The organism is Pseudomonas sp. LF-5, assembly GCF_037626295.1.
GTDB lineage: Bacteria > Pseudomonadota > Gammaproteobacteria > Pseudomonadales > Pseudomonadaceae > Aquipseudomonas > Aquipseudomonas monsensis.
This window is the reverse complement of the sequence record NZ_JARKMT010000007.1, coordinates 167,775-192,673: the sequence shown is the minus strand read 5'-3', so window position 1 is coordinate 192,673 and position 24,899 is coordinate 167,775. Positions and strand designations below refer to the sequence as shown.

The window sequence follows — 24,899 nt, the reverse complement described above, 5'->3', positions numbered from 1 at the left end:
CACATTGCTAGCGCTGGTCTAGGGGAAACCAATAATGAAAAACCCTTACGCTCTCGGCTTCTGGTGCGCCATCGCAGCGCTGGTGCTGCTCTCGGCCACCTATTTCTACGGCATCATGCTGGCCCACCAGATCGACAAGGCGATGGTGTTCCTCGACAGCGCGACCGCGCTGATCGCGGTCATGGCGATCGTCGTGGTGGCGTGGGCGTCGGTGCAGGTGCAGCGGGTCAAGAAACGACAGCTTGAACAGGGCAGGACCCTGGTGCTGATCTGGGACACCAAAGTCGCCCTGCGTCGGGTCGAAACCGTGTTCGACCGGTATTTCTGGGGCAGCTACTGGCAGCCGGGTCGCACCTTCGCCGAAGTCATGGGCGAACTCACCGGCACGCCGCTGGAAAAAAGCCTCGAAGCGCTGAAGAAGCAGTGCCTGGAACTCGACAAGCAAATTGATGGCGAGGGCTGGCATTGGTTGAACAACGCCCGGGAATTGTCCGATGTCGCCACGGCCATGGCCCGTGAGCGCTATCAACTGGACTTCTGCGACCCCCGCGCCGACGGGCCGGGCGGGGCGGTGATTGACCGGGATTTTGAAGTGCTGGTGTACACCTGGACCGCACGGCTGAAGAGCTTTGATCATCAACTCGATGAAATCGAGGTTCAGTATTCCTGATTCTCTGTGAATCCTCCGCCCTCATCGCTGGCAAGCCAGCTCCCACAGTTTTTGTGGTGTTCTCGAATTTTGTGGACACCCACCAATCCTGTGGGAGCTGGCTTGCCAGCGATAGCGTCTGTGCCAACAGCGAAACTCTCCCGGCCTGTCAGCTGTCCATTCCGCCTATAGACACTCTTTAACCTTTAAACATTGGGCCTCCTCGCGTGCCCGGTGCTAATCTCCACCGCTGAATTCAGCGCAGTCGAGCCGCGACCCGATCACGGGTTCAGGGAAGACAACCACACTCACAGCCACGGAAATCGATCAGGTCATTCATGAATAAATCAGCAGGCGTGCTACTCGGGATTGTTGTTGCGATCGGCGCCATCAGCGCCGGCGGGGCCTGGTATACCGGGACCAAGATCGAAGGCGTGCTGAACAACGCCGTCACCAACGCCAACAAAGAGCTGCAGACCGCGATGGCCGGCTCCAATGGCACCGCGTCGCTGGAGCTGGTGTCGCTGGAGCGTCACACCTTCACCAGCACCGCGCACTACCGCCTCAAGGGCGAAGGCGAGATGTTCGGTGACAAACCAGTCGAGCTGCTGTTTGTCGACCACATCGAGCACGGCCCGCTGCCGTTCTCGCGCCTGGTGTCGCTGAAATGGCTGCCGGTCATGGCCACCAGCAACTATGAGCTGGAAAAGAACGCCGCCACTGAAAAATGGTTCGCCGCCGCCAAGGGCGCTGCACCGCTCAAAGGCGTGACCAACATCGGCTACGACGAATCCACCACCAGCACCGTCGACCTGCTGCCGCTGGAAACCGCGCTGGATGAACAGTCCAGCCTGAAGTTCTCCGGCCTGACCCTGAACATCTCCGCCAGTGCCCAGGCACAGAAGGTCAAGGCGGACGGCTATATGGACAACCTGAAACTGGTCACCGTCGCCGAAGATCAGGCGCCCGTGCAGGTCGAGCTCAACGGTCTGACCCTGGCCAGCAACCTCGCCAAGAGCAGCTATGGCTACTACACCGGCGAAAACACCCTGGAGCTGACCAACAGCAAGACCACCTTCGGCACCCAACAGTCGGTGCTCGGCGTGAAGAACTTCGAAATGAAGAACCTCACCGAAGAAAGCGGCAGCAATGCCTCGGGCCGCGCCGATTACAAAATTGGCGAAATCAGCCTCAACGACAAGAAAATCGGCTCGGCCGCCATGGCCATGAGCCTGAAAAACCTCGATATCCCGTCGACCATGTCGCTGATGCAGATCTACCAGACCAAACTGCAGCCGTATGAAAAAGCCGCCGCCGAAGCTGCCGAAGCCGGCTTGCCGGCTCCCGAGCTGAATCTGACCGAAGCGGAAAATGCGCAAGTCAAAGCCGACCTGCAGAAACTGCTGGCCGCCGGGCCGCAAGTGGCGCTGGAAAACCTGTCGCTGAAAACCGCCAACGGTGAGAGCCGCGCCAATCTCGTGGTCGACCTGACCAAGCCGCAGTCGATGGACCTGCCGCCGGATCAGCTGGGCAAGCAACTGATTGCCCTGCTGGACCTGAATATCCAGGTGTCCAAGCCGATGCTGATCGACCTGCTCAGCGTGCAGGCGCAACTGGATGGCCAGACCGACGCCAAAGCGATTGTCGATCAGTCCAAAGAGGCGGCCGACATGTTTGCCGGCATGGCCGTCGGTTCGCAGTTGGCGACCCTGGATGGCACCAACGTCGTGACCAAGCTGCATTACGCCGCCAATCAAGTGGAGTTCAACGGCCAGAAAATGACCGTTGAGCAGTTCGTCGGCTTCCTGATGAGCAAATTCGCCGGCGTCACGCAAGTGCAGTAATACTGCGCGCTAAATGAAAACGCCCGGCCTCTGCATTGCGCAGACGCCGGGCGTTTTGCTGTCTGGCGTTCGGGGTTTCGGTGCCACGATGGAATCGCCGGCACGATTCTGAACAATTATTGCGTTGCGGATCCTGGTCTACGCTTGCGTGCAAGACTGCCTGACTAAGCTTGGCCGTGGATGGTTGATCGCGGCCATCGTTACGAATGGGCAAGGAGGGCATTGCGACCCGGCTAGCCATGTAAGGATGCTGACGAATGCCGCGTATTGATGTTCCCGTATTACATCGTGGTTTACGCCCATTGTTTCGTGTCGCGCTGTGCAGCCAATTGCTCTGGCCGGCACTGGCGTTTGCCGACACACCCTACGATCAAATGGTGCGCGACGCCCGTGCCGGGCAGTACACGCCTGCACTGACGGTATTGCGTCAGGTGCCTCCCGGCCAGTCGACGACCGGGCAGGTCAGCGATCACCTGCAAATCGCCAGCTGGGCCGGTCTCGATGCCGAAGTGGTGCAGGTTTATGAGACCCAGGGCCGCGACCGCGTCCTGCCGGTTCAGGCGCTGACCGCCACGGCGCGCGCCTACCGCAACCTCAAGCGCTGGGATCAAGCCACTCAGGTCTATAACAAGGCCCTGGCGCTGGAGCCGGATAACGCTGATCTGCAACTCGGTCTGGCCTTGACTCAGGCCGACGCCGGCAAACCCGACGAAGCGGTGACCCGCGCCAAAGCGCTGGTGGCGGCCAGACCCGATGACCCTGCGCGTCGTCTGGCACTGGGGTACGCCCTGACCCGTGACAACAAACCCTACGACGCTTTGTTCGAATACGATCAGGCCTTCATCCGCGCCGGCAGCAAGCCGGAAGTTGCCCGAGAATACGTGGTCGCCCTGCAAAAGGCGCGTCTGCCGGAGCCGGCGTTGCGCCTGGCCAATCAACGCCCTGGGCTGATCGATCCGGTCATCCTGCGTCGCCTCGAAGGCGATCTGGCCGCCGAACGCGTGCGCCTCGCCGAGCTCGCCACCCGCAGTGAGAAAGAGCACTACGTCATCGCCGACCGGGCGCTGGCCGACTACGACAAACTCCTCGCTACCTGGACGCCCGACGCGACTGCACACGATGACGTGATCCGCTGGCGCATCGACCGCATGGGCGCGCTCAAGGCCCGGGCGCGCACCGCCGACGTCATCGCTGAATATCAAAAGCTGCACGCCGAAGGCGTGAACATTCCGACCTATGCCCTGCGCTGGGTGGCGGCGGCGTATCTGGACCAGCGTGAGCCGGAAATCGCCACCGACCTCTATCGCCAAGTGCTGTCGGCACCCGACGCGGATGTCGGTGATCGCCTCGAAGATTCCACCGCGCTGTATTACTCGTTGCTGGAAAGCGACCGCGCCGAAGAGGCCCGCAAGGTCGCCGAAGACTTGGCCAAGACCCAGCGTCCGCGCATCGAACTCAAGGGCTTGCCGATCGGCAACCCCAACCATGAATGGATGGACGCCCAGCAGTTGGCCGCGCAGGCCGGCACCTATGGTTCCGACTTGCCCCACAGCGAAGAACGCCTGCAGACGCTGGTCGATCAGGCCCCCGGCAATGTCGGCCTGCGTCTGGCCCAGGCCGACCTGTATCTGGCGCGGCAATGGCCACGCCGTGCGGAAATCCAGCTCAAGGAAACCGAGAGCATGGTGCCGCGCAACATGGGCCTGGAAGTCGCGCAGGCGCGCACGGCGATGACGCTGCAGGAATGGCGGCAGATGGATGCGCTGACCGATGACGTGGTCGCGCGATTCCCTGATAACCGTCAGGTCCAGCGTGCAGCGCGTGAGCGCGAAGTGCATGACATGTCCGAACTGCGCGTCGAAGCCTACGGCGGCAAGGCCAACGGTGGCGGCAGTGGCGACGCAGGAGCCGTCAGTGGCAGCCGCGATTTTGGCATTCAGAGCACCCTGTACAGCCCGCCGATCGACGAAGACTGGCGGGTGTTCGCCGGCGTCGGCTACGCCACTGGCGATTTTGCTGAAGGCACCGGCAACCACCGTTTCCAGCGTGTGGGCCTGGAGCGGCGTACCCGCGACATGACCCTCGAAGCGGAAGTCTCCAACCATTCCTACGGTTTTGGTGACAAGCAGGGCGCACGACTGGCGATCGCCCGCGACATCAATGACCACTGGCAATACGGCGGCAGCCTCGAATACCTGTCGGCCGAGACACCGCTGCGCGCGCTCAACAGCGATATCAAGGCCAACGGTGGCAGCGGTTTCATTCGCTGGCGCGCCAACGAAAGCCGCGAGTGGCGCCTGTCGGTGAGTCCGTCGCACTTCAGCGACGGCAACAACCGCGTCGAGGCCTTGCTCACCGGGCGCGAGGGCGTCTACAGCGCACCGAACGTGCAGGTCGACGCCGGCCTGGAAGTCGGCACCAGCCACAACTCCAATTCCGAGGATGTGCCGTACTTCAACCCGAAATCCGACTTCAGCGTGATGCCGCTGGTCAACGTCAATCACGTGCTCTACCACCGCTACGAAACCTCCTGGAGCCAGCAGTTCCAGGCCGGTGCGGGCACGTACAGCCAGCGTGATCACGGCACCGGCGGCATGGCGCTGCTCGGTTACGGCCAGCGTTATGCCTGGAACGACGTGTTCGAGGTGGGCGGCTTGTTCAGTGTGATCAACCGGCCCTACGACGGTGATCGGGAAACTGATCTGCGTCTGCTCGTCGACCTCACTTTCCGCTTCTAGAAGAGTTTGAAGATGCCTTTGATTTCGCGTTTCATCCTTCTGCTGGGAGTGCTGCTGGTCAGCGCCTGCGCCCAGCAAGCCCCGGCCTTCGCACCACCGGCCGAACGCCCGCTGGCGGCCAGTGAAAAACCGTGGCCGAAAAATCACGTGCTCGGCATTGCTTATCACGACGTCGAAGACCGCGACCCTGATCAGGCGGTGGTGGCGGTGCGCACCGAGCGCATGATCGAGCAGCTCGCCTGGTTGCGCGAGAATGGCTACAAACCGGTGACGGTCGACCAGATCATGGCCGCGCGCAAGGGCGGCCCGGAGCTGCCGGCGAAAGCGATCCTGCTCAGTTTCGACGACGGTTATTCGAGCTTTTATACCCGCGTGCTGCCGGTGCTGCGCGCCTACAACTGGCACGCCTTGCTGGCCCCGGTCGGCGTCTGGATCGACACGCCGCTCAATCAACCGGTGGACTTCGCTGGCGCCCCGCGCGCGCGTTCCGATTTCCTGACCTGGGATCAGATCCGCGAAATCTCGCAATCCGGTCTGGTGGAAATCGCCGCCCACACCGACGCCAGTCACAAAGGCATCCTCGCCAACCCGCAGGGCAACATGCAGCCGGCAGCGGCCACCCGACGCTACGATCCGGTGACCAAACGCTACGAGTCCGAAGAGGATTTCCGTGCACGGATCCGCAACGACGTCGCGACCATTTCGGAAAAGATTCGCAAGGTCACGGGCTACAAGCCGCGCATCTGGGTCTGGCCTTACGGCGCGGCGGACGGTACTTCGCTGGCGGTGATCGGCGACCAGGGCTACGAAATGGCCCTGACCCTCGACGACGGTCTCGATGCCCTCGACAACCTGATGAGCAGCCCGCGCTTCCTGGTTTCCTCCGATCCCGATGGCGAGGTGTTCTCCAATAGCATCGTCGACGTGCAGTCGGATTTCGTCATGCGTGTGGTGCACGTCGATCTGGACAACGTCTACGACCCGGACCCGGCACAACAGGACATCAACCTCGGCAAACTGGTGCAGCGCATGGCCGACATGGGCGCCAACACGGTGTTCCTGCAAGCCTTTGCCGACCCGAAGGGCGATGGTCTGGTGCACTCGCTGTACTTCCCCAACCGTCACTTGCCGGTACGTGCGGATATTTTTAACCGCGTCGCCTGGCAACTACGTACCCGCGCTAACGTGAAGGTCTTTGCGTGGATGCCGGTGCTGAGTTTTGGTCTCGACTCGAAACTGCCGCGCGTGACCCGGTGGGACCCGAAAACCGGCATCACCTCGGTGGATCCGGATCAGTACCAACGCTTGTCGCCGTTCGATCCGGAAGTGCGACGGATCATCGGCGAAATCTATGAAGACGTGGCACGGCTGACGTCGGTCAACGGCATCCTTTATCACGACGACGCGATTCTGTCGGACTTCGAGGATGCCGGCCCCGAGGCGTTGAAAGCCTACGTCGCCCACGGTTTGCCAGGTTCGATTGCCGCCCTGCGCGATGATCCGGCGGCAATGCAGCGCTGGACGCGGTTCAAGAGCCGCTACCTGATCGACTTCACCAACGAGCTGACCGCCAAAGTCCGCGCCATTCGGGGCCCGCAGGTGCTGACCGCGCGCAATATTTTCGCCGAGCCGATGCTCAATCCCGACAGCGAAGCCTGGTACGCGCAGAACCTCGACGACTTCTTGCAGACCTACGACTGGACCGCGCCGATGGCCATGCCATTGATGGAAAAACAGACCCAGGCCGAGTCCGGCCCGTGGCTGGAAACCCTGGTGCAAACCGTCAGCAAGCGCCCCGGTGCCCTGAACCGCACGGTGTTCGAGTTGCAGGCCCGCGACTGGACGAAAAAAGATCAGGCCGACATCGACGGTGCGCACCTCGCCGACTGGATGGGCCGCCTCAAGCGTCAGGGCGCGACCAGTTTCGGTTACTACCCGGACAACTTCCTCGACAACCTGCCGGACCTGAAAACCGTAAGGCCTGCACTCTCCAACAAATGGAACCCATGACATGCTGGATAGACTGTTAGCCCTGCTTGTTCTGGCGCTCGTCCTCGGCGTGCCGCTGGGACTGATCTTCCTGGTCACCGGGCAGTTCCTGATGGACTTCGTGTTTTTCTACCCGTTGTTCATGTCCGGGTTGTGGATTGCCGGCGGCCTGTATTTCTGGCTGCACTGGGAACGCCACTGGCCGTGGAAGGACGACACCCTGCCACCGCCCCTGGCGGGCGAACCGCTGATCTCGATCCTGATCCCTTGCTACAACGAAGGTGACAACGCCGCCGATACGATCCACGCGGCGCTGGCCCAGCATTACCCGAACATCGAAGTCATCGCGATCAACGACGGCTCCAAGGACAACACCGCCGAAGTCCTAGACCGCCTGGCCAAGGAAGACCCACGCCTGCGCGTGCTGCATCTGGCGGAAAACCAGGGCAAGGCGGTCGCCCTGCGCATGGGCGCGATTGCCGCGCGCAGTGAATATCTGGTGTGCATCGACGGTGATGCGTTGCTGGCGCCGAATACGGCGGCCTATCTGGTCGCGCCGATGCTGGATAACGCACGCCTTGGCGCGGTGACCGGCAACCCGCGAATTCGTACGCGCTCGACGCTGGTCGGGCGGGTTCAGGTCGGCGAGTTCTCCTCGATCATCGGCTTGATCAAACGTACGCAACGGGTGTTCGGACGGATCTTTACCGTGTCGGGGGTGATTGTCGCATTCCGCCGTACGGCGCTGAATCGGGTGGGCTACTGGAGCCCGGACATGATCACCGAAGACATCGACATCAGCTGGAAGCTGCAACTCGATCACTGGAGCATCTTCTACGAGCCGCGCGCGCTGTGCTGGATTCTCATGCCGGAAACCCTCGGCGGTCTGTGGAAGCAGCGCCTGCGCTGGGCCCAGGGTGGTGCCGAAGTGCTGTTCAAGAACATCCGCGGCATCTGGCAGTACCGTCACCGTTATCTGTGGCCGCTGCTGTTCGAATACTGCCTGTCGACCGGTTGGGCGTTTACTTTCCTGTTGTCGGTGATTTTCTGGGGCGTCGGCAAGTTTGTGGTCATGCCAGAGTCGATTGCCGTGCATCACCTGATGCCGCCGGCGTTTACCGGGCTGTTGCTGGCGTTCGTCTGTCTGGTGCAGTTCGCGGTCAGCATCATCATCGACCGGCGCTACGAGCCGGGGTTGGGCAAGACCATGTTCTGGGTGGTCTGGTATCCGATTGCATTCTGGCTGGTCAGCCTGCTGACGACGCTGGTCAGCTTCCCCAAAGTGTTGTTCGGCCAGCATCAGAAACGGGCGCGTTGGGTCAGCCCTGACCGCGGCATCAAACCGATCGGGGACGACGAAGAGGAGGTCATCAAATGAAAATCATCCGGACCCGCCAGCGGCCTTTTCTGGTCGTGGTCGATGTGATTCTTACTGTGGTGGCGTGGGTGGGGCTGCTGTTCTTGCTGATACGCGGACTGTGGCCGCTGATCGAAACTCATGCGGGCGGGCCACGCATCGACAATTCGGCGTTCGAAGCGCTGGGCACTTTGCAGATTTATCTGTGGGTGGCGCTGGTCAACGCGGTGATTCTGATCGGTTGGGCGCGTTATCAGCAGCGCAAGAGCAGAAGCTTCGCCCAGCGCCGCTTGCCCGCGCCGGTGGTCGATGATGAAGGGCTGACCAAGAGTTTTCGTCTGTGCGATGACCGCTTGCAGAAGCTGCGTACCCCTGGGGTCATGACCATCCATAACGATCAGGAAGGGGACATCAGCCATGTGGTGACGCATTTCTGGCCGGTTCAGCAGCAGGATTTGCCACCGCCGCTGGCACCGCTGGAGCACCCGCGGGTGATCTTCCTGCATGCTGAAGATGACGATAATCGCGAACCGGTGAGCCGCCTGACCTGAGCTGGAAATACCCCTGCAGGCGCTGCCGAAGGGGGTGATCGTCCCACGCAGGGAGCGTTGACGAGGTTAATCGCGGATCAGGGTCCAGGCCTCCGCAATGGGCAGCGGCTGCTTCATCCGCTCCGCCAGTAACGCCATCGCCCGCTCTTTTTCGCAGGCCACGGCCGCCACCACCACGCCATTCTTTGCGAACAGGCCGATAAAGGGTGGCTGTTCGGGTTCGCCCATGAACTCGACCTCATCCCACTGTTCGGCGTGGCCAAGGTAGTCGTAATTCTTGCCGAAATGCCAGGTCCAGAAAAACGGCACGTCGAGGTAATGCTCTTCACCGCCGAGCATATTGGCAGCGGCGATGCGTGCGTGTTGCTGGGCCAGGCGCCAGTGTTCGATGCGTTGCAACTGGCCGTTCAGCGGAAACGTGGCGATGTCGCCGATGGCCCACAGCCCTTCGGTGACGCGCATGCCGCCATCAACGCGCAATGACTGATCTTTTTCTTTCGGCAATGACGCGAACGCCTCGGTGGCCGGGTGCACGCCGACCCCGGCCAGCACCAGATCTGCCGAAAGACGCAGGCCATTGTCCAGCAATACGGCTTCGACCTTGCCATCGCCGATGATCTCGGTGGCGGTGTGCTCGGTGATGAATTTCACCCCGTTCTGTTCGTGCAGTGCGCGGATGGCCAGGCCTACGGCCTCGCCGAACTGGGCCGCGAAAGGGATGGCGTGGCGCGCGAGTACCGTGACGTCGAGGCCGTGCTGGCGCAAGGCCGAGGCGCATTCGAGAGCGATGAAACTGTCGCCGATGATGACGACGCGCTGATCCGCTCTGGCAGTGCGCATGATCTGTTCGGCCTGGGCTTTTGAGCGCAGGACGAACACGTGGGGCAGTTCAGCGCCGGGTAACTTCAGCGGGTTGGGTTCGCCACCCGTGGCCAGTACGGCGGCGTCATAGTTCAGGGTCTGGCCATCGTTGAGCTGCAGGGTTTTGGCCTGGGCGTCCAGTGCGGTGATTTCGCTGTGCAGGCGTTCGATGCGCTGCTCTTTATAGAAAACTTCATCGCGCAACGCCGGGGTTTCTGCTGCCGGCGTTTCCCCGGCGAGGACAAACTTGCTCAGCACCGTACGGTCGTAACCGGCGTCCGGTTCGCGGTCGATCAGGATGATCCGGCCACCAAAGCCTTTCTCCCGCAGCGCCGCCGCACAGGCTGTGCCGGCGGCCCCTGCGCCGACAACCACGAACAGGCGCGGGTCATCGGCCGGGGGCGTGTGTGGATCTGCCAGCGGCTGGTCATCGACCCACACCTCGTCGCCGCGCACCTCCAGCGGATAACGTTTGAGGCTGTCGAGCGCCGGCGGCTCGCACAGCGCGCCGTCCTCGGCGCGAAAAGCGGCCTTGTGCCATGGGCAGATCAGGCGTCCGTGACACAACGCACCGTCAGCCAGCGGCGCCCCGGCATGCGGGCATTCGCCCTGAAAGGCGCGGAGCTGGCCGCTGGCGCGCAGCAGGACGATCTTGCAGTCGCCGATTTCGACGGGCAGGCCACGGTCTTCAGGGACATCGGCGATACGGGCGACACGGTGCAGGGACATGTTCGGCTTCCTCGCAGGCATTTCTCTTACGAGTTTGCGCATCAGTGCGAGGTTCAGCCATTTGCTACTGCCACGGCACGAACGGTACAGCTATAGTTTGCAGGCCGACGACGGCCCAACTGCACAAGGTGCTCCCGGAATGACCCGATTGACCTCTCTCAACCCATGGCTGGCGGCCCTCGCCGTCACCCTTTGCGTGCAGTTTACGGCGCAGGCCCAGGAGCGCTTTACCCTGAACATCCCGGGTGTTTCCGATAACCGGCTGTTCACCTCGGCGGCGGCCAGCGATGCGCCCGGTTGCGGCGGCAAGAACCAGTCGCCAGCCCTGAGTTGGAACGCCGGCCCTGCCGGTACCCAGAGCTATGCGATCGTCATGCACGATCCGGATGGCCAGAAAGGCCTGGGCGTCGATCACTGGATTCATTACGGCATCAAGTCCACCACGCACCAGATTGCGGCAGGCGTCGGTGCCAAATCCGCGCTGGAAGGCGTTGGCGGCACCAACAGCAAGGGCAACACCCATTACATGGGGCCGTGCCCGCCAGTGGGCGACAGTGCGCACCACTACATCATCCAGATCTACGCCCTGGATCTGGCGCCGGATGCACTACCGGCCGGTCTGACCCGCGCCGAGCTGATGGAAAAAATCAAAGGCCATGTGCTGCGCAACAGCAGTGCGGTGCGGCGTTATCACCGCTGAAGATTTTTTTGCGGCGTTTAACCCGAACTGAACGGGCTGCCCGTCTCAGGGGATGAATGATCACTTTCATCCCGAGGTCAGCCCCCATGTCTCATTCTCTTTTGCGTCCTGTTGCGGTCGGTGTGCTGCTGGCGCTCGCCGGTTGCGGTGCTTCGCCCACACCCGATTCCGCTGCGGTACCACCGGCGGCACAGCCTGAAGTGCTGGTTCAGCAGGAAGCCGCGATGGCGGGTGGGGCGATGGCCAAGCGTATGGCCCGGCCGGCGCCGATCGCCAGTTTCGCCGCGATGCCCGGCGCAGACAGTTATCCACAGGGCTATCGCGATGAGTCGCGCGAGCAGTATCAGGCGCTGGCCGACAACCCGATCCACAGTGTCGCCGAAACCCCGGTTTCAACCTTCAGCGCTGATGTCGACACGGGTGCGTACGCCAATGTCCGCCGTTTGCTCAATCAAGGCCGACTGCCACCGGAGGGTGCGGTGCGACTGGAGGAAATGGTCAATTACTTCCCTTATGACTACGCGTTGCCCAGCGATGGCTCGCCTTTCGGTGTGACCACCGAACTGGCGGCCTCGCCGTGGAACCCGCACACGCGTTTGCTGCGCATCGGCATCAAGGCCTCTGACCATGCCGTGGCGGAACTGGCCCCGGCCAATCTGGTGTTTCTGGTGGACGTGTCCGGCTCGATGGATCGCCGCGAAGGCCTGCCGCTGGTCAAAAGCACGCTGAAGTTGTTGGTCGATCAGTTGCGCGAGCAGGACCGGGTGTCACTGGTGGTGTATGCCGGCGAATCCAGAGTGGTGCTGGAGCCGACTTCCGGACGCGAGAAAGCGAAAATTCGTACAGCCATCGAGCAATTGACCGCAGGCGGCTCCACCGCTGGCGCGTCGGGCATTGAACTGGCCTATCAAATGGCGCAGCAGGCGTTTATCCCCAAGGGCATCAATCGCATCCTGTTGGCCACCGACGGTGACTTCAATGTCGGCATCAGCGACTTCGACAGCCTCAAGCAAATGGCTGTGGATAAACGCAAAACCGGGATTTCCCTGACCACCCTGGGTTTTGGTGTGGATAACTACAATGAACACTTGATGGAACAACTGGCCGACGCCGGTGACGGTAACTACGCCTACATCGACAACCTGCGCGAGGCGCGCAAGGTGTTGGTGGATCAGTTGAGTTCGACCCTCGCCGTGGTGGCGCAAAACGTCAAATTGCAGGTGGAGTTCAACCCTGCGCAGGTCAGTGAATATCGCCTGCTCGGCTACGAAAACCGCGCGTTGAAGCGTGAGGACTTCAGCAATGACAAGGTCGATGCCGGCGAGATCGGCGCAGGACACACCGTGACGGCGCTGTATGAAATTGTCCCGGCGGGTGAGAAGGGCTGGCTCGAGCCGTTGCGTTACGCTAAATCGGCGCCAGCGGTTTCCGAGAAGAATGGGGAATTGGCGATGCTGCGTGTGCGTTATCAACCGCCCCAAGGTGGGAAAAGTCTGCTGATCGAGCGGCCGATTGCCAATCAGGTCGCACCGGCCAGTGAGGACCTGCGATTTGCTGCTGCGGTTGCGGCGTTTTCCCAGCAACTCAAGGACGGCCGCTACACCGGCGATTTCAGCCTCAAAGACACCGAAGCCCTGGCCCGTGGCGCACGGGGTGACGACCGCTTCGGCCTGCGTAGCGAGTTTGTGCAACTGGTCGAACTGGCGCAAAGCCTGCGCACCTCGACCGCATCCAATACGCTGGCCACTGAGCGACGGATTGAATAGTGAGTCGTCTGAAAGGCTTCATCAGTCAGCTGTTTGCTGCGCCAGACCGTTCAAGCGCCAGCAGCGATGACGCGTTGCTGGCGCGTTACCGCGAGGGCGACGGCGCGGCGTTCGAAATCCTGTACGCCCGCCATCGCCAGGGTTTGTATCGGTTTCTGCTCGGCTTGAGCGGTAAACCGGAACTGGCTGACGAAGTCTTTCAGGAGACCTGGCTGAGCCTGATCCGCAGCGCCAGTCAGCCACAAGGCCGGGCGACCTTTCGTACGTGGCTGTTCCAGATTGCCCGCAATCGCTTGATCGATCACTGGCGCAAACACGGCGCTCACCAGCCGCTGCACGACAGCTACGACGAACAGCTGCATGCGGTTGGCGACGAGACCAACGATCCCGAACAATTGCTGAACCTCAGCCGCGACAGCCAGCGCCTGGAAAGCGCCCTGCAAGCCTTGCCCGCCGACCAGCGCGAAGTGTTCCTGCTGCGTGCCCACGGCGACCTCGACCTGGCGCAAATCGCCAGCCTCACCGACACACCGCTGGAAACCGTCAAAAGCCGCTTGCGCTACGCCCAGCAAAAACTGCGTCGGCTGCTGGCCGAGGAGGTACTGACATGACTGACGCCCGCCAGACACCCGAAGAGCAACTGCTCAAGCACTATCGCGAGCAACACGACGCCGAACCACCGGCGCACCTCGATTCGTCGATTCTCTCGGCTGCCCGCCACAACGCCCCGGTACCGAAAACAAGCCTGTGGCAACGCTGGCTGCAAGCCTGCCAGAAGCCGCGTTGGCAGGTCGCCTTCGCCAGCCTGGTCGGTGTGGCACTGATGCTGTCACTGGTGCAACGTGCGCCCGAGCCGCAGCCCCGGTTCGACTTCGCCCCAGCCGCCAAGCCCGCCGCACCATTGGCGCGCAAACAAGCCCCTGAAGCGCAGTCGCTGGCAGCCCCTGCTGGCGGCATGCCGGCACCGGCGCCGATGATGGAAATGGCGGCGCCGATGCAAAGCGACGCGATCAGCACCGACGAAGCCAAAGTCAGCAAACGCGCCGCCGCCCCGGCCAACGGCCTCGATACACAACTGCGCGAAGTCCTGCGCCTGCGCGAATCCGGTCAATCCCAAGCCGCCGACAGCCTGTTCAACAACCTGCACAAACGTTATCCCGACGTGGATCTCGACATCCGCCTCGAACAAATCCGCAAGAACTGACCGCGTGTTCTCTCAGCCATTTGGCATCGACCCGCAAAAACGCGCACTATCGGGCCATAGCTGAAGCGCTGGAGAACACCGTGGCACCAAAAATCGACCGCATCGCCCAACTCCTCAACTGCCCACAGAAGGGTGAGGAGATGCGGCGCGCGATTACCGAAGCTCGCAAGGAGTTTCTGCTGAACCAGCAGGAAGAGGATGTACTTGAGGAAGAGGACGTCTTTGAGGAGGAGGTTGAGGAGGAAGACGCCGAGGATGAGGATTACGATGAGTTTGATTGGACGACAGAGTGATGGTTGTTCGTGGAGCGCCATCACCTTCAAATGAACGAGTGCTAAAGTGGTTGGATGTTGATGCTGGACGAATATCAGTCGATTTTTCTTGGACTACCCAAGAAAAAAACTACCCAAGAAAACTACCCAAGAAAGCTCTCGACCCCACTCAAGTTAGCTGATCGAAGCGTCAAGTTTTACTTCATAGTTGCCCTGTTGAGCATCGCTTGAGAGCCTGAGCATCAGTGATAGCCGCAGGCGTGGCTTTAGGTCATGAATGCATACGGTTATTTTTGTTCAACTGTTGCTAAGTCGCTAAGTACAAGCGCGGCCATCCCATCCAGCCGAGCTTTGACCTTTTCCCAATGCGGCATGACCTGCCTCATCAGTCGATAAAACCGCTCGCTGTGATTGTGTTCTGCGATATGGCAAAGCTCGTGGAGAATCACGTAGTCAATGCACTCACGCGGCGTTTTAACCAGGTGAGGATTCAAGGTGATCCGACCATTGGGTGAGCAACTGCCCCACTGAGTCTGCATCGTCTGAATACGTAAGGGCGGCTCGTCCACGACCCATAGCGTTTGCTCAAGTACAGCTTGTAGGCGCCGACTGAACACGTCACGAGCCCTGACCCTGTACCAGGCTCTGAGATGCTCACGCACAGTCTCGGCCTTCTTCTGTCTGACAGAGATTTCCAGCTTTCCCCTCAGCAAGCGTACTTGCGGCACAGCAGCAGGGGCCTCTATCACTTTGAGCACGTGTTGTTTGCCCAAGTAGTAATGGCTTTCTCCGCTGATGTATTGGCGTGGGGTCACGTGAGCCGAATTGGCTCGGAATTGCCGCAATTGTTGGTAGATCCAACGCCCGCGTTTCTTCAACGCTTGCAGCACTTCCTCATCGTTTGCGCTGGCAGGTGCCTGCACGGATACTCGACAGTCTGGGTCGACCTTGATCAACAGACGCGGCACTTGTCGTGCTTTGGGTGCGCGCTCCACGACAATGAGTTCGTCGGCGTAGTGAAAGCTAAGCCAGTGTTTTGCAGCGCGTCCATGAGCTTCCGGCAGAAGGATGGGAACGCTCATGCAGCTCCCAGTCCTACGCGAGTGATCTGAACCACCGTTTCAACGATGACTTTTGCTTGATCCATTCCGGCACCGATTGCCTTGCACTCCTTGAACATCAGCGGCAGCAGTTTCTTGCGAATATCCGCTTCAATGTTTTGTGGATTAATCGAATGTTCGGCGACGGACGCGGTGACCATTTCCTCAAGGCTGAAGGCTAGCTTGACCCACATGTCTTGAGCTTGTGCATCCAGTGCCGCAAACGTATCAGGCAGAGTCTTCTTGAACACGCCGTAGTAGGCCTGCGCATGCTTGTTACCCGAAAACGCATCCGGTAGCTCATCCAGTTTGCGCGACTGCACCTGTTGTTCGAACTCGTGAAACAACATGTACTGCTTGAGTGGGTGATCGAAGAGCTTCTCTGCTTCCTCGATAGCCTGTCGCAGTAGTTTGGAAAAGGCCTCTTGAGCATAGGGATCGTCTTTAAGATCCTGCTCAATCATCTTGCTCACCCGAGTCTTGATGATGTCAGTCTCGTTTCGGGTTTTTTCCTCAGGCCAGTCCTCAGGCTGCTTCTGCCCCATTCTGCCGACTTCATATGTGCCTTTGGGCTCTCGCACCTCTACACCGACCACATGTTTATCCAGCAGCTTACGCACCCGTTCGGCGTATTCGTCGTAGCTGATGGTTTCGCCCGCGTCTTGCTTGGCCAGCATTCTCAAGCTGGATAGCTGCTGAAGGGTTTCCTTGTAGTGCGTTCGATCCGCCTCGCTGAAGCTGCTGTCTTCGAAAAACGAAGCCGATTGCAGCGCTACCTTCAAGCAAGACGCGAACTCGGTCAGTGCGTCGTAGAAATCCTCGCGAACCTTGAGGTTGATATCCACGAACTCACCATCAAGCTCTTGCATCCTCGGCACCAGCACATGACGCAGTTGCTCGATATCACCTTTGTTTTTAACGTTGGCAAAGATTGCCCATAGATTTTTGTAGAGAGAGGGCAGGCGTTTGTACTCACTGCTCATCGGATCGTAGAGACCGGCAATGTCATTGATGTCATAGCCACCCTGGGTGCGGGATGCCAAGTCCTGATACTTCTGAATCGTGGTGTCGAGTTCGGTGAGGATGCCGCGATAGTCAATCAGCAAGCCGAACTTCTTCAGTGGGTGCAACCGGTTTACGCGGGCAATGGCTTGAATCAGGTTGTGCTCTTTAAGCGGCTTGTCGATGTACAAAACGCTGTTCTTTGGTTCATCGAATCCTGTCAGCAGTTTGTCTACAACGATCAATAGTTTGAGCGAGTCATCCTTTTCGAAGCGTTCGATTACCTGCTTGGTATAGGTCTGCTCGTTAGTGCTACCAACGTTCTTGTTCCACCATTGGGTCACTTCCGGAATGTTGGACTCGTCGACCTCCAGATTGCCCTCACGGCTGTCCGGCGGGCTCATCACGAGAGCGCTTTCGAATAAACCGGCCTCGTCCAGATACTTCTTGTACTTGACGGCCTCAGCCTTGCTTTCACAGGCGAGTTGCCCTTTGAGACCGTTGTCGACGTTTTTTACAAAGTGGTTGGCGATGTCCAAAGCAATCAGCCGAATACGGTCTTCAGCGGAGTAGATGCGCTGTTTTTTGGCAAATTTGCGCTTCAGATCTGTCTTCTGTTCTTCCGTCAGACCTTCGGTAATACGTGCAAACCAGCTGTCTATCGCTCGGTCGTTTACATCCAGATCAGGTTTACGCTCTTCATAGAGAAGTGGCGTTACCGCTTTGTCTTCCACCGCTCGCTGCATGGTGTAGGCATGAACAATGGGGCCGAACTTGTTGGTGGTTTTGTCTTTTTTCAACAGGGGCGTGCCGGTGAACGCCACGAACGCTGCATTCGGCAGCGCTTGTTTCATGCGGATGTTGTTCTCACCGCCCTGGCTGCGGTGACCTTCGTCGATCAACACAATAATGTCGGAGCTGGTATTGATGCACTCCGGCAGTTTGGTGGCGCTATTGAATTTCTGGATCAGCGAAAAAATGATGCGCTCATGACCGCGACCGATCTGTTCGGCGAGGCGAGTGCCTGAGGTCGCCATGGCAGACACCCAGTCTCTTTTGCCGGAGAGCTCACCACTTGAGGCGAAGGTTTTGCTCAACTGGTTTTCCAGGTCGATACGGTCGGTCACCACCACGATTCGGCACTGTTTAAGGTCGTCGTGAAGTATCAACGCCTTGCTCAGGAACACCATGGTGAAGGACTTGCCTGAACCCGTGGTGTGCCAGATCACCCCACCCTCACGGCCGCCGTCCTTGCGCTTAAGGCGCACGCGTTCAATCAATCGCTTGATACCGAAAACCTGTTGATAGCGCGCGACGATCTTGCCGGCCTTTTGGTCGAACAACGTGAAGTAACGCGTCATCTCCAACAAGCGGGTAGGGGAGAGCAGACCAATCAACAATTGATCCTGTCCCGTCACTGCCAGCTCTCCACCCGCCAGTAAGCCTTCATACCAAGTAAGGTCATCGGGATTGCGATGGGAAAACAGTGCGTTTTTCTGTTCAGCGCTCAGCGGCTGATTCTTGATGGCGTGCTGTTTGGCTGTGCCGAGATCTTCATCGCGCCAGGCTGCCCAAAACTTCTGATCGGTTCCGCACGTTGCATAGCGGCCGTCACTGCCATTGATTGAGAGCAGCAGTTGGCTGTAGGCAAACAGTCGTGGAATTTCATCGTGGCGCTGGTTGCGCAGGCTTTGTGATATCCCGGCATCAATGGTCGGGCCTTTTTTGGCGTGACCATCCGGGCGCTTGGCTTCAATCACCACCAACGGGATACCGTTAACAAAGCAAACGATATCCGGCCGCCGAGTATCCACTCCACCGCTGCGCAGCACGCGGAACTCTTCGGTGAAGACAAAACTGTTGTTGGACAGATCCTGCCAGTCAATCAGCGCAATGGTCGGATTCGCCCGTTTACCGTCAACGAACTCTGTCACCGAAATGCCATACAGCAAGTGGTTGTAGAGCTTTTCATTGGCCGCTTGCAGTCCTTCATTGAGCGCTGGACTGCAGACCTCACTGACGAGGTTATCAATGGACTTGGTCGACAACGGGTATTCGTTACCCGCAAACGTGAATCGACGTTTACTCAGTTGTTCGCGAAGACGGTCACGCAGTACCACTTCATCGGTTTTGCCGGATCGAGCGGCCAGCGCCTGTTCTGGCGACAGAAAGTCCCAGCCCAGGTTGCTGAGCAGGGTCAGCGCAGGCAATTTCGCGCTGTATTCTTCCTGAAATTTCGGGCCGCTAATCATCGGGCAAATTCCTTGTGTGGCACTGACTTCATTGGGGCTTCTTGCTGCTACGCAAGCGTTTTTCCAGGTCTTCCAGTTCTTGAAGTTCCTGAGTGTCGACTGCTATGGCTTCTATTTTTCGGCGCTTCTGATCGAAATCTTCGTAGCGCTCATGCACGACTTGTTTCATGTGTTCGTGGCTAACTGTGCCCGCTGTACGTAACAGCGGCTGCTCGTTGAACGCCATAAAGCTGTCGATGTACTGTCGCCAGTTTTCCAGTTTCAGGTGTTGGCGCTGCTTGGCACGCAGTTCAGCGAAGTCCAGGAACATGCTGACCAAGCGATTGAGCTGATCCAGTTCTTCGCCGTTCAGGTAATTCTTGGCGACCACCACATCCGCTTTGCGTACGCGGTCACCCTTGAAACTGAGCAAGTTCATGTTAGGCACGCTGGCATCGGCGCGGCGTACGATCAGTTCGGCTGCGGTATGTCCGGTCACGGCAAAAAACAGTTTGTTCTGCACTTCGGCGAACAACCGTGCAGTGTCTTGCTCATTGGCGCGATAGTCCTCGGCCAGGCAGAACAGATCACGAACCTTCTGATAGAAACGCTTCTCCGACGACCGTATGTCGCGGATGCGTTCCAGCAGTTCATCGAAGTAGTCCCAGCGGGGCTCCTTCAGACGGGCGTCGTCCATCACGAAGCCTTTTAGCATGTACTCGCTCAGGGTTCGCGTGGCCCATTGGCGAAATTGCGAGCCGCGACTTGAACGGACTCGGTAGCCAATAGCGATGATCATAGGCAGAGCGTAGAGCTGCGTCAGGTATTCCTTGCCGTCAGCGGCAGTTGTCAACTTAGAGTTGACAACTGCCGGTTCGGCCAGCTCGCCATCGGCCAAAACCGCCTGAATGTGCTTGCTTATGTTCTGCTTGCTGGACTGATACAGCTCGGCAAGCTCGAGTTGAGTGAGCCAGACCTGACCGTTCATTTCACGCAGCGTGAACTGCGCCAAACCGTCTTCAGTGCTGTAGAGGATCAGGTCATTGATAGTCATTTATGCGGCCTCGACCTTGACTCGGAGTTTGCCGGAGAGGAGTTTTTGCATCAGGGCTTCCTTCTCTAGCTCTAAGCAAGTTAACTTCTGATAAAGCATGTTGATTTTTTGGTCAGCTGCAGAAAGAACTTTAGTAATGTTTTTCTGCTCTTCTAGGCAAGGTATGGTTATCTCTAATCCAAAGAAATCTGAAGACTTTACATTTAAAAGGCCGTGAGCACGTCCACCCTCGTTAGCTACTTTGGTCAACCCCTGATTCAATAGCCCTGCTTCGAAAAAGTGCTCAAAGAATTCCGGGCAGCAGATATTTTTGTTTCGTAGTTCAAAACATATATAAAGTGTGGTCACTACGCCGTCGTCATGATTGTTTAGGCGTTTTATAGCACCCATTGGGTAGCCATGAGAGTAGCTTTTGTTATATGCAAATTGGCCTTTTTTTAGAAGGTAGTAGTTGTCGAGTATCTCCGAAGCTACTGTCTTATTAAAAAAATCCTGTTGGCGTATTAGGCCGAGCTGCGCAGAAATTGTTAATACATTGGTGCTTGTTTTATTGTTTTTGGTCGTAACTCGAGAAAATAGCTCGCTAATCTTTAATGTTTTCCAGTCGCTATTGAATTCAGGGTGTCGAATTGCTCCCGTAAGAAGCTTTTGCGTTAATGCTTGTTTTTGATCCTTGCTGTTTCTCAGGAGCTCTTCGGTTGTAGTGATTGCCTTGTCCCATACGGATAATATTTCGCAGATTTTTTTCTGCTCAAGTATAGGTGGAAGCAGAGCGACTACACTCACCAATCTCTCGGGCGAGGTATGCTTTACCTTAGTTCCGGAAGCTTGCTCTGATATCTGCTTTCTGACTTCTTTTGAGTTATAAAGCCAATAGATGAAATTTATGTCTGTGACAGACTCGTCGACGGCTTTTACTAGTCCAAGTCTTTGATTATGCAAATATTTTCCATCATCGGGGACGAAAGCTGCGCTGCCTAGAAGGCCCGCTGCCTGCTCTGTCATCGCTACAACTACATCCCCCTTACTAAGGATGTAACCTTTCGGTATTTCTCCTACATAATGTTTGGTTTTGGATCCTTGAGGTCGAAACCCTCCTTTCTCATGGAAATGACCTGGTGTCATAAGTATGTGATGACCCCGATCTGAAAAATTTTCGCTTTTGAACGCAAATCCATGTTTTATTTCAACAAGGGATTTTAGAGGAGCTTTAATCCAGCCTTCAGGCACCATACCCAAGCTCCTTCAAGTATTTTTCCATTGTTATTTCAAGTTCGGCAAGTTTTGTTGAAATTTTTTTCCGTTCTTCATGCACCGCGACCAAATCTATCTCAGCATCTTTCTCGAAAGTATCAACGTATCGAGGGATATTAAGGTTGTAGTCGTTGGCTTGGATCTCTTTTAAATTTGCACGGTAACTATACTTTTCTGAATTAATGCGGTGGCGATAAGTTGTTAAAATATTGCTGATGTGCTCTTTGTCCAAGAGGTTTTGGTTTTTTCCGGATTTAAACTCTAGGCTTGCATCGATAAACAATACAGTTTCGTCAACTTTGCCCTTGTTGAAAATCAGAATTGCGGCTGGGATGCCTGTTCCATAAAATAGTTTTTCCGGAAGTCCAATAACTGCGTCAAGCAGATTTTCATCAATTAATTTTTGGCGGATTTTGCCTTCGGTTGATCCTCGGAATAGCACCCCATGAGGAACGATAACTGCCATGCGTCCGGTTTTAGGCTTTAGTGTTTCGATCATATGCAAGATGAATGCATAGTCGCCCTTGGTCTTCGGTGGAATACCACGATCGAATCGAGCGAATTTATCGTGCTCTGCGGTGTCATGTCCCCACTTATCCAAAGAGAATGGTGGGTTGGCAGTAACGATATCGAATTTAAGCAACTGCCCATTTGGGTCGAGCAATTTTGGGTTACGCAGCGTGTCGCCCCACTCGATCTTGTGGTTGTCTTCGCCATGCAAAAACATGTTCATCTTGGCCATGGACCAGGTGGAACCAATGGCTTCTTGTCCATAGAGGGCGTAGTTCTTGCTGTTGTGGTGTTCGCGTACTTTTCGTCCGCACTTCATGAGAAGCGAGGCAGAACCGCAGGCCGGATCGCAAATGGTATCACCCGGTTGCGGATCAAGCAGTTCGGCAATCAACTCGGAAACCTCTGGCGGGGTGTAGAACTCACCCGCTTTTTGTCCGCCGTTGGTTGCGAAATTCTTGATCAGGTATTCGTAAGCATTACCGATCACATCGAGACTGCCGACGCGAGACGGTTTGAGATTGAGTTCAGGCTTGGCGAACTCCTGAAGTAGGTCGCGCAGAATGGTGTTCTTCTGCTTCTCCTCTCCGAGACGATCAGTGTTGAAGGAGATGTCTTGGAACACGCTTTTGCCAGCGTCCTTGAGCTTGGTGCCGTTGGCTTCTTCGATAGCGTGCAGGGCCTGGTCGATTCGCTCGCCGTTGCCTGGTTCATGACGCTTGTCGTACAGCGCGTAGTAGCTGGCGTCACGCGGCAACACGAAGCGCTCGTTCTTGAGCATCTCTTCGATCAGCTCAGGCTCATCGCCGTACTGCTTTTTGTAAGTGTCGTAATGATCCTGCCAGACATCGCTGATGTACTTCAGGAAGAGCATGGTCAGGATGAAGTCTTTGTAGGTGTCGGCGCTGATCGTGCCGCGGAAGATATCGCAAGCCGCCCATAGCGCCTTGTTGATGTCGTCCTGTTTTACTTTGCCGCTCATGGTCATTCCTTAATAAGTTGCTGATAAATGCCTTGGAGCATTTGTTCACGATTCGTATGAAGCTGGGCGATCAATTGATCTTCTTCATCCCAGAGGCGTTGCAAATTGGTCAGCTTTGCCTGGGTTTCCGGCGACGGTAACGGGATCGGCATGCTCATCAGCGATGCTTTGCTGATGGCCTGAATGCTGCTGCCATTTCGTTCGAGGCTTCGTTGGCTTTGTGGGAGGTTGATCATCCAGCACAGATATTCCGGTGAGATTTCTGCCGTTTTGCGGGTGACGATGAAAAATTGGCTGGTCGCCACTATCCGTTGCCCTTCTTTATATAGCGCGGCGGTATTGCTATCGCCCCGAGCGACCACGGCGATATCACCGTCTTCCAGCAATGGAGGGTTTTTACTTCCCTCCCAACTGACCGAGATCAGTGCGTTGGCGTCGATCACAGCACGCTGGCGCAGATCTTTTATTTGCAGGACTTTGATGTCGCCGTCCGGGTTGTTTTCCAGCGCCCCTCGGAAGGTGTAGCCAGATCGGACATTCGCCACGTCACTCAATGTGCATAATCGGGTTGGCATAATGCTCTCAAAGTAGAATCGCCGTCCTTGGCGCACAGTCTTAAACGGTGCGATATGACGCTCAGGTTTTCAGCCACTGCGTCACTTCGGTTGGCAGCCCTTTCCAGGCTGCTTCTCCGTGCAGGCGAGTAACCAGCAGGCCGTCCTCTCTATCCATCACATCACGAAGATTGTCCCGGATCTGAACTGCGGTTTCCTGGGTGACGATAATCCATGTGGAATCCATCGCCTGGCACCAGGTGCCATAACCTTTGATCCGCTCGAACAGAGGTGGGCACTCTTGCGGCTTACCCCCGCCATAGGTGATTTGATACAGTCGCACGGCTTTGGCTCTCCTAACCGGTCAGTTAATGCATTCGCGGCAGGTTGCAGCCTGCCGCACCCCAATTTTTGTCAGTAGCGCGGCTACTTGATTGGTGGCGAGGCAATATCGCTCCGAAACACTTTGTCGTCAAATGTTATTTTTTGCAGTAGGGTTTCTATGGATTTGCGATTCTCAGGGAGACTTTTGCAGATTTCGTTTTTCACCCTCAAAGCTGATCGCTGAAAAGGAATTTGAATGAGCGATATTCAGCTCTTTCGTTTGGGTTTGGCCAACGGTGCATGTGAGCTTCCGGGCAGAGCAGTCGCGGTGGAAAAGCAACTGCAAACCCTGCTCGAAACGCATATGGAAACCTTTCTTGGCGTACGTTTTCTCGCTTCTGAATACGCTACTGGCAAGACTCACAAGGGACGTATCGACTCCTTGGGTCTGGATGAGAATGGCTGTCCGGTCATCGTCGAATACAAACGGCACAGCAATGAAAATGTGATCAATCAGGGCTTGTTTTATCTCGACTGGTTACTCGATCACCAAGCAGAGTTTCGCTGGCTCGTGATGGAGACATTAGGCAAGGACGCTGCCGAACAGATCGAGTGGGGTGGCACGCGGTTGCTGTGTATCGCGGCGGATTTTACCCGCTACGATCAGCACGCCGTGCAGCTGATTCAGCGCAACATCGAACTGATTCGCTACAAGTTGTTTGCTGACGATCTGTTGCTGCTTGAGTTGGTCAATGCGGTGAGTACTGGTAATGCCTCAGCAACCAGCAAGTCGGTAGAAGCTGATACGAGTAAATTTGCACCTGCGGCCAAGGACAAAACCTGGCAGGAACAACTCAGTCAGGCGACGAAAGAGGTCTCTGAGCTCTTCGAGCAGACCAACAGCTATCTGCACTCTTTCGGTGATGACGTACAAGAAAAGCACTTGAAGCTCTACGTCGCCTACCGCCGATTGAAAAACTTCGCCAGCTTGGTAGTGCAATCCAAGCGTTTGCAGCTTTATCTCAAACTCGATCCCGATTCGGTTGAGCTTGTTGAGGGATTCAGTCGCGATGTGCGCAATATCGGTCACTGGGGTACTGGTGATCTTGAGTTGAGTCTGCGTACTCAGGCCGATCTGGAAATGGCCAAAGTGCTGATTGAGCGCAGTTATCAAGAGAATTAATACCCGCTGAATCTCAGCCACAAAAAAGCCCCGGACCATCACAGT

20 protein-coding genes are annotated in these 24,899 nt (G+C 57.3%); 12 read left to right on the top strand and 8 right to left on the bottom strand.

Annotation, left to right across the window (positions count from 1 at the left end; genetic code table 11):
- Nucleotides 1-34 precede the first annotated feature (34 nt).
- The 6 genes from PseuLF5_RS20340 (at nucleotide 35) to pgaD (ending at nucleotide 9,128) form a co-directional block, all read left to right on the top strand.
- The gene (locus tag PseuLF5_RS20340; RefSeq protein ID WP_123470404.1) at nucleotides 35-670 is read left to right on the top strand and encodes an NADH:ubiquinone oxidoreductase subunit N; all 636 of its coding nucleotides are present in this window, start codon (nucleotides 35-37) and stop codon (nucleotides 668-670) included.
- 317 nt (nucleotides 671-987) lie between these two features.
- Complete coding sequence (locus tag PseuLF5_RS20335) at nucleotides 988-2,493, top strand: YdgA family protein (protein WP_123470406.1); 1,506 nt, start codon at nucleotides 988-990, stop codon at nucleotides 2,491-2,493.
- A 257-nt stretch (nucleotides 2,494-2,750) separates the two neighbouring features.
- On the top strand, nucleotides 2,751-5,231 hold the full coding sequence (gene pgaA, locus PseuLF5_RS20330) for a poly-beta-1,6 N-acetyl-D-glucosamine export porin PgaA (RefSeq protein WP_222833922.1): 2,481 nt from the start codon (nucleotides 2,751-2,753) through the stop codon (nucleotides 5,229-5,231).
- A 12-nt stretch (nucleotides 5,232-5,243) separates the two neighbouring features.
- Complete coding sequence (gene pgaB, locus PseuLF5_RS20325; RefSeq protein WP_123470411.1) at nucleotides 5,244-7,241, top strand: poly-beta-1,6-N-acetyl-D-glucosamine N-deacetylase PgaB; 1,998 nt, start codon at nucleotides 5,244-5,246, stop codon at nucleotides 7,239-7,241.
- Between the two features lies 1 nt (nucleotide 7,242).
- The gene (gene pgaC / locus PseuLF5_RS20320) at nucleotides 7,243-8,598 is read left to right on the top strand and encodes a poly-beta-1,6-N-acetyl-D-glucosamine synthase (protein ID WP_123470412.1); all 1,356 of its coding nucleotides are present in this window, start codon (nucleotides 7,243-7,245) and stop codon (nucleotides 8,596-8,598) included.
- The gene (gene pgaD / locus PseuLF5_RS20315) at nucleotides 8,595-9,128 is read left to right on the top strand and encodes a poly-beta-1,6-N-acetyl-D-glucosamine biosynthesis protein PgaD (protein ID WP_123470414.1); all 534 of its coding nucleotides are present in this window, start codon (nucleotides 8,595-8,597) and stop codon (nucleotides 9,126-9,128) included. The genes pgaC and pgaD overlap by 4 nt, the downstream gene beginning before the upstream one ends.
- 66 nt (nucleotides 9,129-9,194) lie before the next feature.
- On the opposite strand, the gene PseuLF5_RS20310 is transcribed toward pgaD, so the two are convergent.
- Nucleotides 9,195-10,718 carry an FAD-dependent oxidoreductase gene (locus PseuLF5_RS20310; RefSeq protein WP_340134560.1) on the bottom strand — a complete coding sequence of 508 codons (1,524 nt, stop codon included), beginning with the start codon at nucleotides 10,716-10,718 and terminating at the stop codon, nucleotides 9,195-9,197.
- Nucleotides 10,719-10,857: 139 nt separating this feature from the next.
- Between PseuLF5_RS20310 and PseuLF5_RS20305 the strand changes: the two genes are divergently transcribed.
- From PseuLF5_RS20305 to PseuLF5_RS20285, 5 genes are all read left to right on the top strand, one after another.
- The gene (locus PseuLF5_RS20305; RefSeq protein ID WP_340134558.1) at nucleotides 10,858-11,418 is read left to right on the top strand and encodes a YbhB/YbcL family Raf kinase inhibitor-like protein; all 561 of its coding nucleotides are present in this window, start codon (nucleotides 10,858-10,860) and stop codon (nucleotides 11,416-11,418) included.
- Nucleotides 11,419-11,504: 86 nt separating this feature from the next.
- Entirely contained in the window at nucleotides 11,505-13,184 is a 1,680-nt protein-coding gene (locus PseuLF5_RS20300) for a vWA domain-containing protein (protein ID WP_340134557.1), read from the top strand.
- A gap of 29 nt (nucleotides 13,185-13,213) precedes the next feature.
- The gene (locus PseuLF5_RS20295; RefSeq protein WP_340134612.1) at nucleotides 13,214-13,795 is read left to right on the top strand and encodes an RNA polymerase sigma factor; all 582 of its coding nucleotides are present in this window, start codon (nucleotides 13,214-13,216) and stop codon (nucleotides 13,793-13,795) included.
- Nucleotides 13,792-14,388 (top strand): hypothetical protein, encoded by a 597-nt coding sequence (locus tag PseuLF5_RS20290; protein ID WP_340134556.1) that lies wholly within the window; start codon nucleotides 13,792-13,794, stop codon nucleotides 14,386-14,388. The genes PseuLF5_RS20295 and PseuLF5_RS20290 overlap by 4 nt, the downstream gene beginning before the upstream one ends.
- Before the next feature lie 20 nt (nucleotides 14,389-14,408).
- Nucleotides 14,409-14,681, top strand: coding sequence for a hypothetical protein (locus PseuLF5_RS20285; protein ID WP_340134555.1), 273 nt, complete (start codon nucleotides 14,409-14,411; stop codon nucleotides 14,679-14,681).
- A gap of 266 nt (nucleotides 14,682-14,947) precedes the next feature.
- Here PseuLF5_RS20285 and PseuLF5_RS20280 read toward each other — a convergent pair whose 3' ends face one another.
- The 7 genes from PseuLF5_RS20280 to PseuLF5_RS20250 form a co-directional block, all read right to left on the bottom strand.
- Entirely contained in the window at nucleotides 14,948-15,742 is a 795-nt protein-coding gene (locus tag PseuLF5_RS20280; RefSeq protein ID WP_340134553.1) for a M48 family metallopeptidase, read from the bottom strand.
- Nucleotides 15,739-19,014: a type I restriction endonuclease subunit R gene (locus PseuLF5_RS20275; RefSeq protein WP_340134551.1), complete on the bottom strand. Its 3,276-nt coding sequence runs from the start codon at nucleotides 19,012-19,014 to the stop codon at nucleotides 15,739-15,741. The genes PseuLF5_RS20280 and PseuLF5_RS20275 overlap by 4 nt, the downstream gene beginning before the upstream one ends.
- A 28-nt stretch (nucleotides 19,015-19,042) precedes the next feature.
- Nucleotides 19,043-20,047, bottom strand: a complete 1,005-nt coding sequence (locus PseuLF5_RS20270; protein ID WP_340134549.1) for a virulence RhuM family protein — start codon at nucleotides 20,045-20,047, stop codon at nucleotides 19,043-19,045.
- A complete protein-coding gene (locus PseuLF5_RS20265) occupies nucleotides 20,048-21,280 on the bottom strand; it encodes a restriction endonuclease subunit S (protein WP_340134547.1) in 1,233 nt (410 codons plus the stop codon).
- The gene (locus tag PseuLF5_RS20260) at nucleotides 21,270-22,793 is read right to left on the bottom strand and encodes a type I restriction-modification system subunit M (protein WP_340134545.1); all 1,524 of its coding nucleotides are present in this window, start codon (nucleotides 22,791-22,793) and stop codon (nucleotides 21,270-21,272) included. Before PseuLF5_RS20260 ends, PseuLF5_RS20265 begins: the two co-directional genes overlap by 11 nt.
- Before the next feature lie 2 nt (nucleotides 22,794-22,795).
- Nucleotides 22,796-23,338 carry a restriction endonuclease subunit S gene (locus PseuLF5_RS20255; protein ID WP_340134610.1) on the bottom strand — a complete coding sequence of 181 codons (543 nt, stop codon included), beginning with the start codon at nucleotides 23,336-23,338 and terminating at the stop codon, nucleotides 22,796-22,798.
- A gap of 91 nt (nucleotides 23,339-23,429) precedes the next feature.
- On the bottom strand, nucleotides 23,430-23,690 hold the full coding sequence (locus PseuLF5_RS20250; protein ID WP_340134543.1) for a hypothetical protein: 261 nt from the start codon (nucleotides 23,688-23,690) through the stop codon (nucleotides 23,430-23,432).
- A gap of 237 nt (nucleotides 23,691-23,927) precedes the next feature.
- Here PseuLF5_RS20250 and PseuLF5_RS20245 point away from each other — a divergent pair, with 237 nt between their 5' ends.
- Nucleotides 23,928-24,854, top strand: a complete 927-nt coding sequence (locus PseuLF5_RS20245) for a DUF5655 domain-containing protein (protein ID WP_340134541.1) — start codon at nucleotides 23,928-23,930, stop codon at nucleotides 24,852-24,854.
- The last annotated feature ends 45 nt before the right edge of the window (nucleotides 24,855-24,899 follow it).

Bases quoted from the DNA above. Each gene is read 5' to 3' on its own strand.
- PseuLF5_RS20340 (WP_123470404.1), top strand. From the start codon at position 35: ATGAAAAACCCTTACGCTCTCGGCTTCTGGTGCGCCATCGCAGCGCTG.
- PseuLF5_RS20335 (WP_123470406.1), top strand. From the start codon at position 988: ATGAATAAATCAGCAGGCGTGCTACTCGGGATTGTTGTTGCGATCGGC.
- pgaA (WP_222833922.1), top strand. From the start codon at position 2,751: ATGCCGCGTATTGATGTTCCCGTATTACATCGTGGTTTACGCCCATTG.
- pgaB (WP_123470411.1), top strand. From the start codon at position 5,244: ATGCCTTTGATTTCGCGTTTCATCCTTCTGCTGGGAGTGCTGCTGGTC.
- pgaC (WP_123470412.1), top strand. From the start codon at position 7,243: ATGCTGGATAGACTGTTAGCCCTGCTTGTTCTGGCGCTCGTCCTCGGC.
- pgaD (WP_123470414.1), top strand. From the start codon at position 8,595: ATGAAAATCATCCGGACCCGCCAGCGGCCTTTTCTGGTCGTGGTCGAT.
- PseuLF5_RS20310 (WP_340134560.1), bottom strand. From the start codon at position 10,718: ATGTCCCTGCACCGTGTCGCCCGTATCGCCGATGTCCCTGAAGACCGT.
- PseuLF5_RS20305 (WP_340134558.1), top strand. From the start codon at position 10,858: ATGACCCGATTGACCTCTCTCAACCCATGGCTGGCGGCCCTCGCCGTC.
- PseuLF5_RS20300 (WP_340134557.1), top strand. From the start codon at position 11,505: ATGTCTCATTCTCTTTTGCGTCCTGTTGCGGTCGGTGTGCTGCTGGCG.
- PseuLF5_RS20290 (WP_340134556.1), top strand. From the start codon at position 13,792: ATGACTGACGCCCGCCAGACACCCGAAGAGCAACTGCTCAAGCACTAT.
- PseuLF5_RS20280 (WP_340134553.1), bottom strand. From the start codon at position 15,742: ATGAGCGTTCCCATCCTTCTGCCGGAAGCTCATGGACGCGCTGCAAAA.
- PseuLF5_RS20275 (WP_340134551.1), bottom strand. From the start codon at position 19,014: ATGATTAGCGGCCCGAAATTTCAGGAAGAATACAGCGCGAAATTGCCT.
- PseuLF5_RS20270 (WP_340134549.1), bottom strand. From the start codon at position 20,047: ATGACTATCAATGACCTGATCCTCTACAGCACTGAAGACGGTTTGGCG.
- PseuLF5_RS20265 (WP_340134547.1), bottom strand. From the start codon at position 21,280: ATGGTGCCTGAAGGCTGGATTAAAGCTCCTCTAAAATCCCTTGTTGAA.
- PseuLF5_RS20260 (WP_340134545.1), bottom strand. From the start codon at position 22,793: ATGAGCGGCAAAGTAAAACAGGACGACATCAACAAGGCGCTATGGGCG.
- PseuLF5_RS20245 (WP_340134541.1), top strand. From the start codon at position 23,928: ATGAGCGATATTCAGCTCTTTCGTTTGGGTTTGGCCAACGGTGCATGT.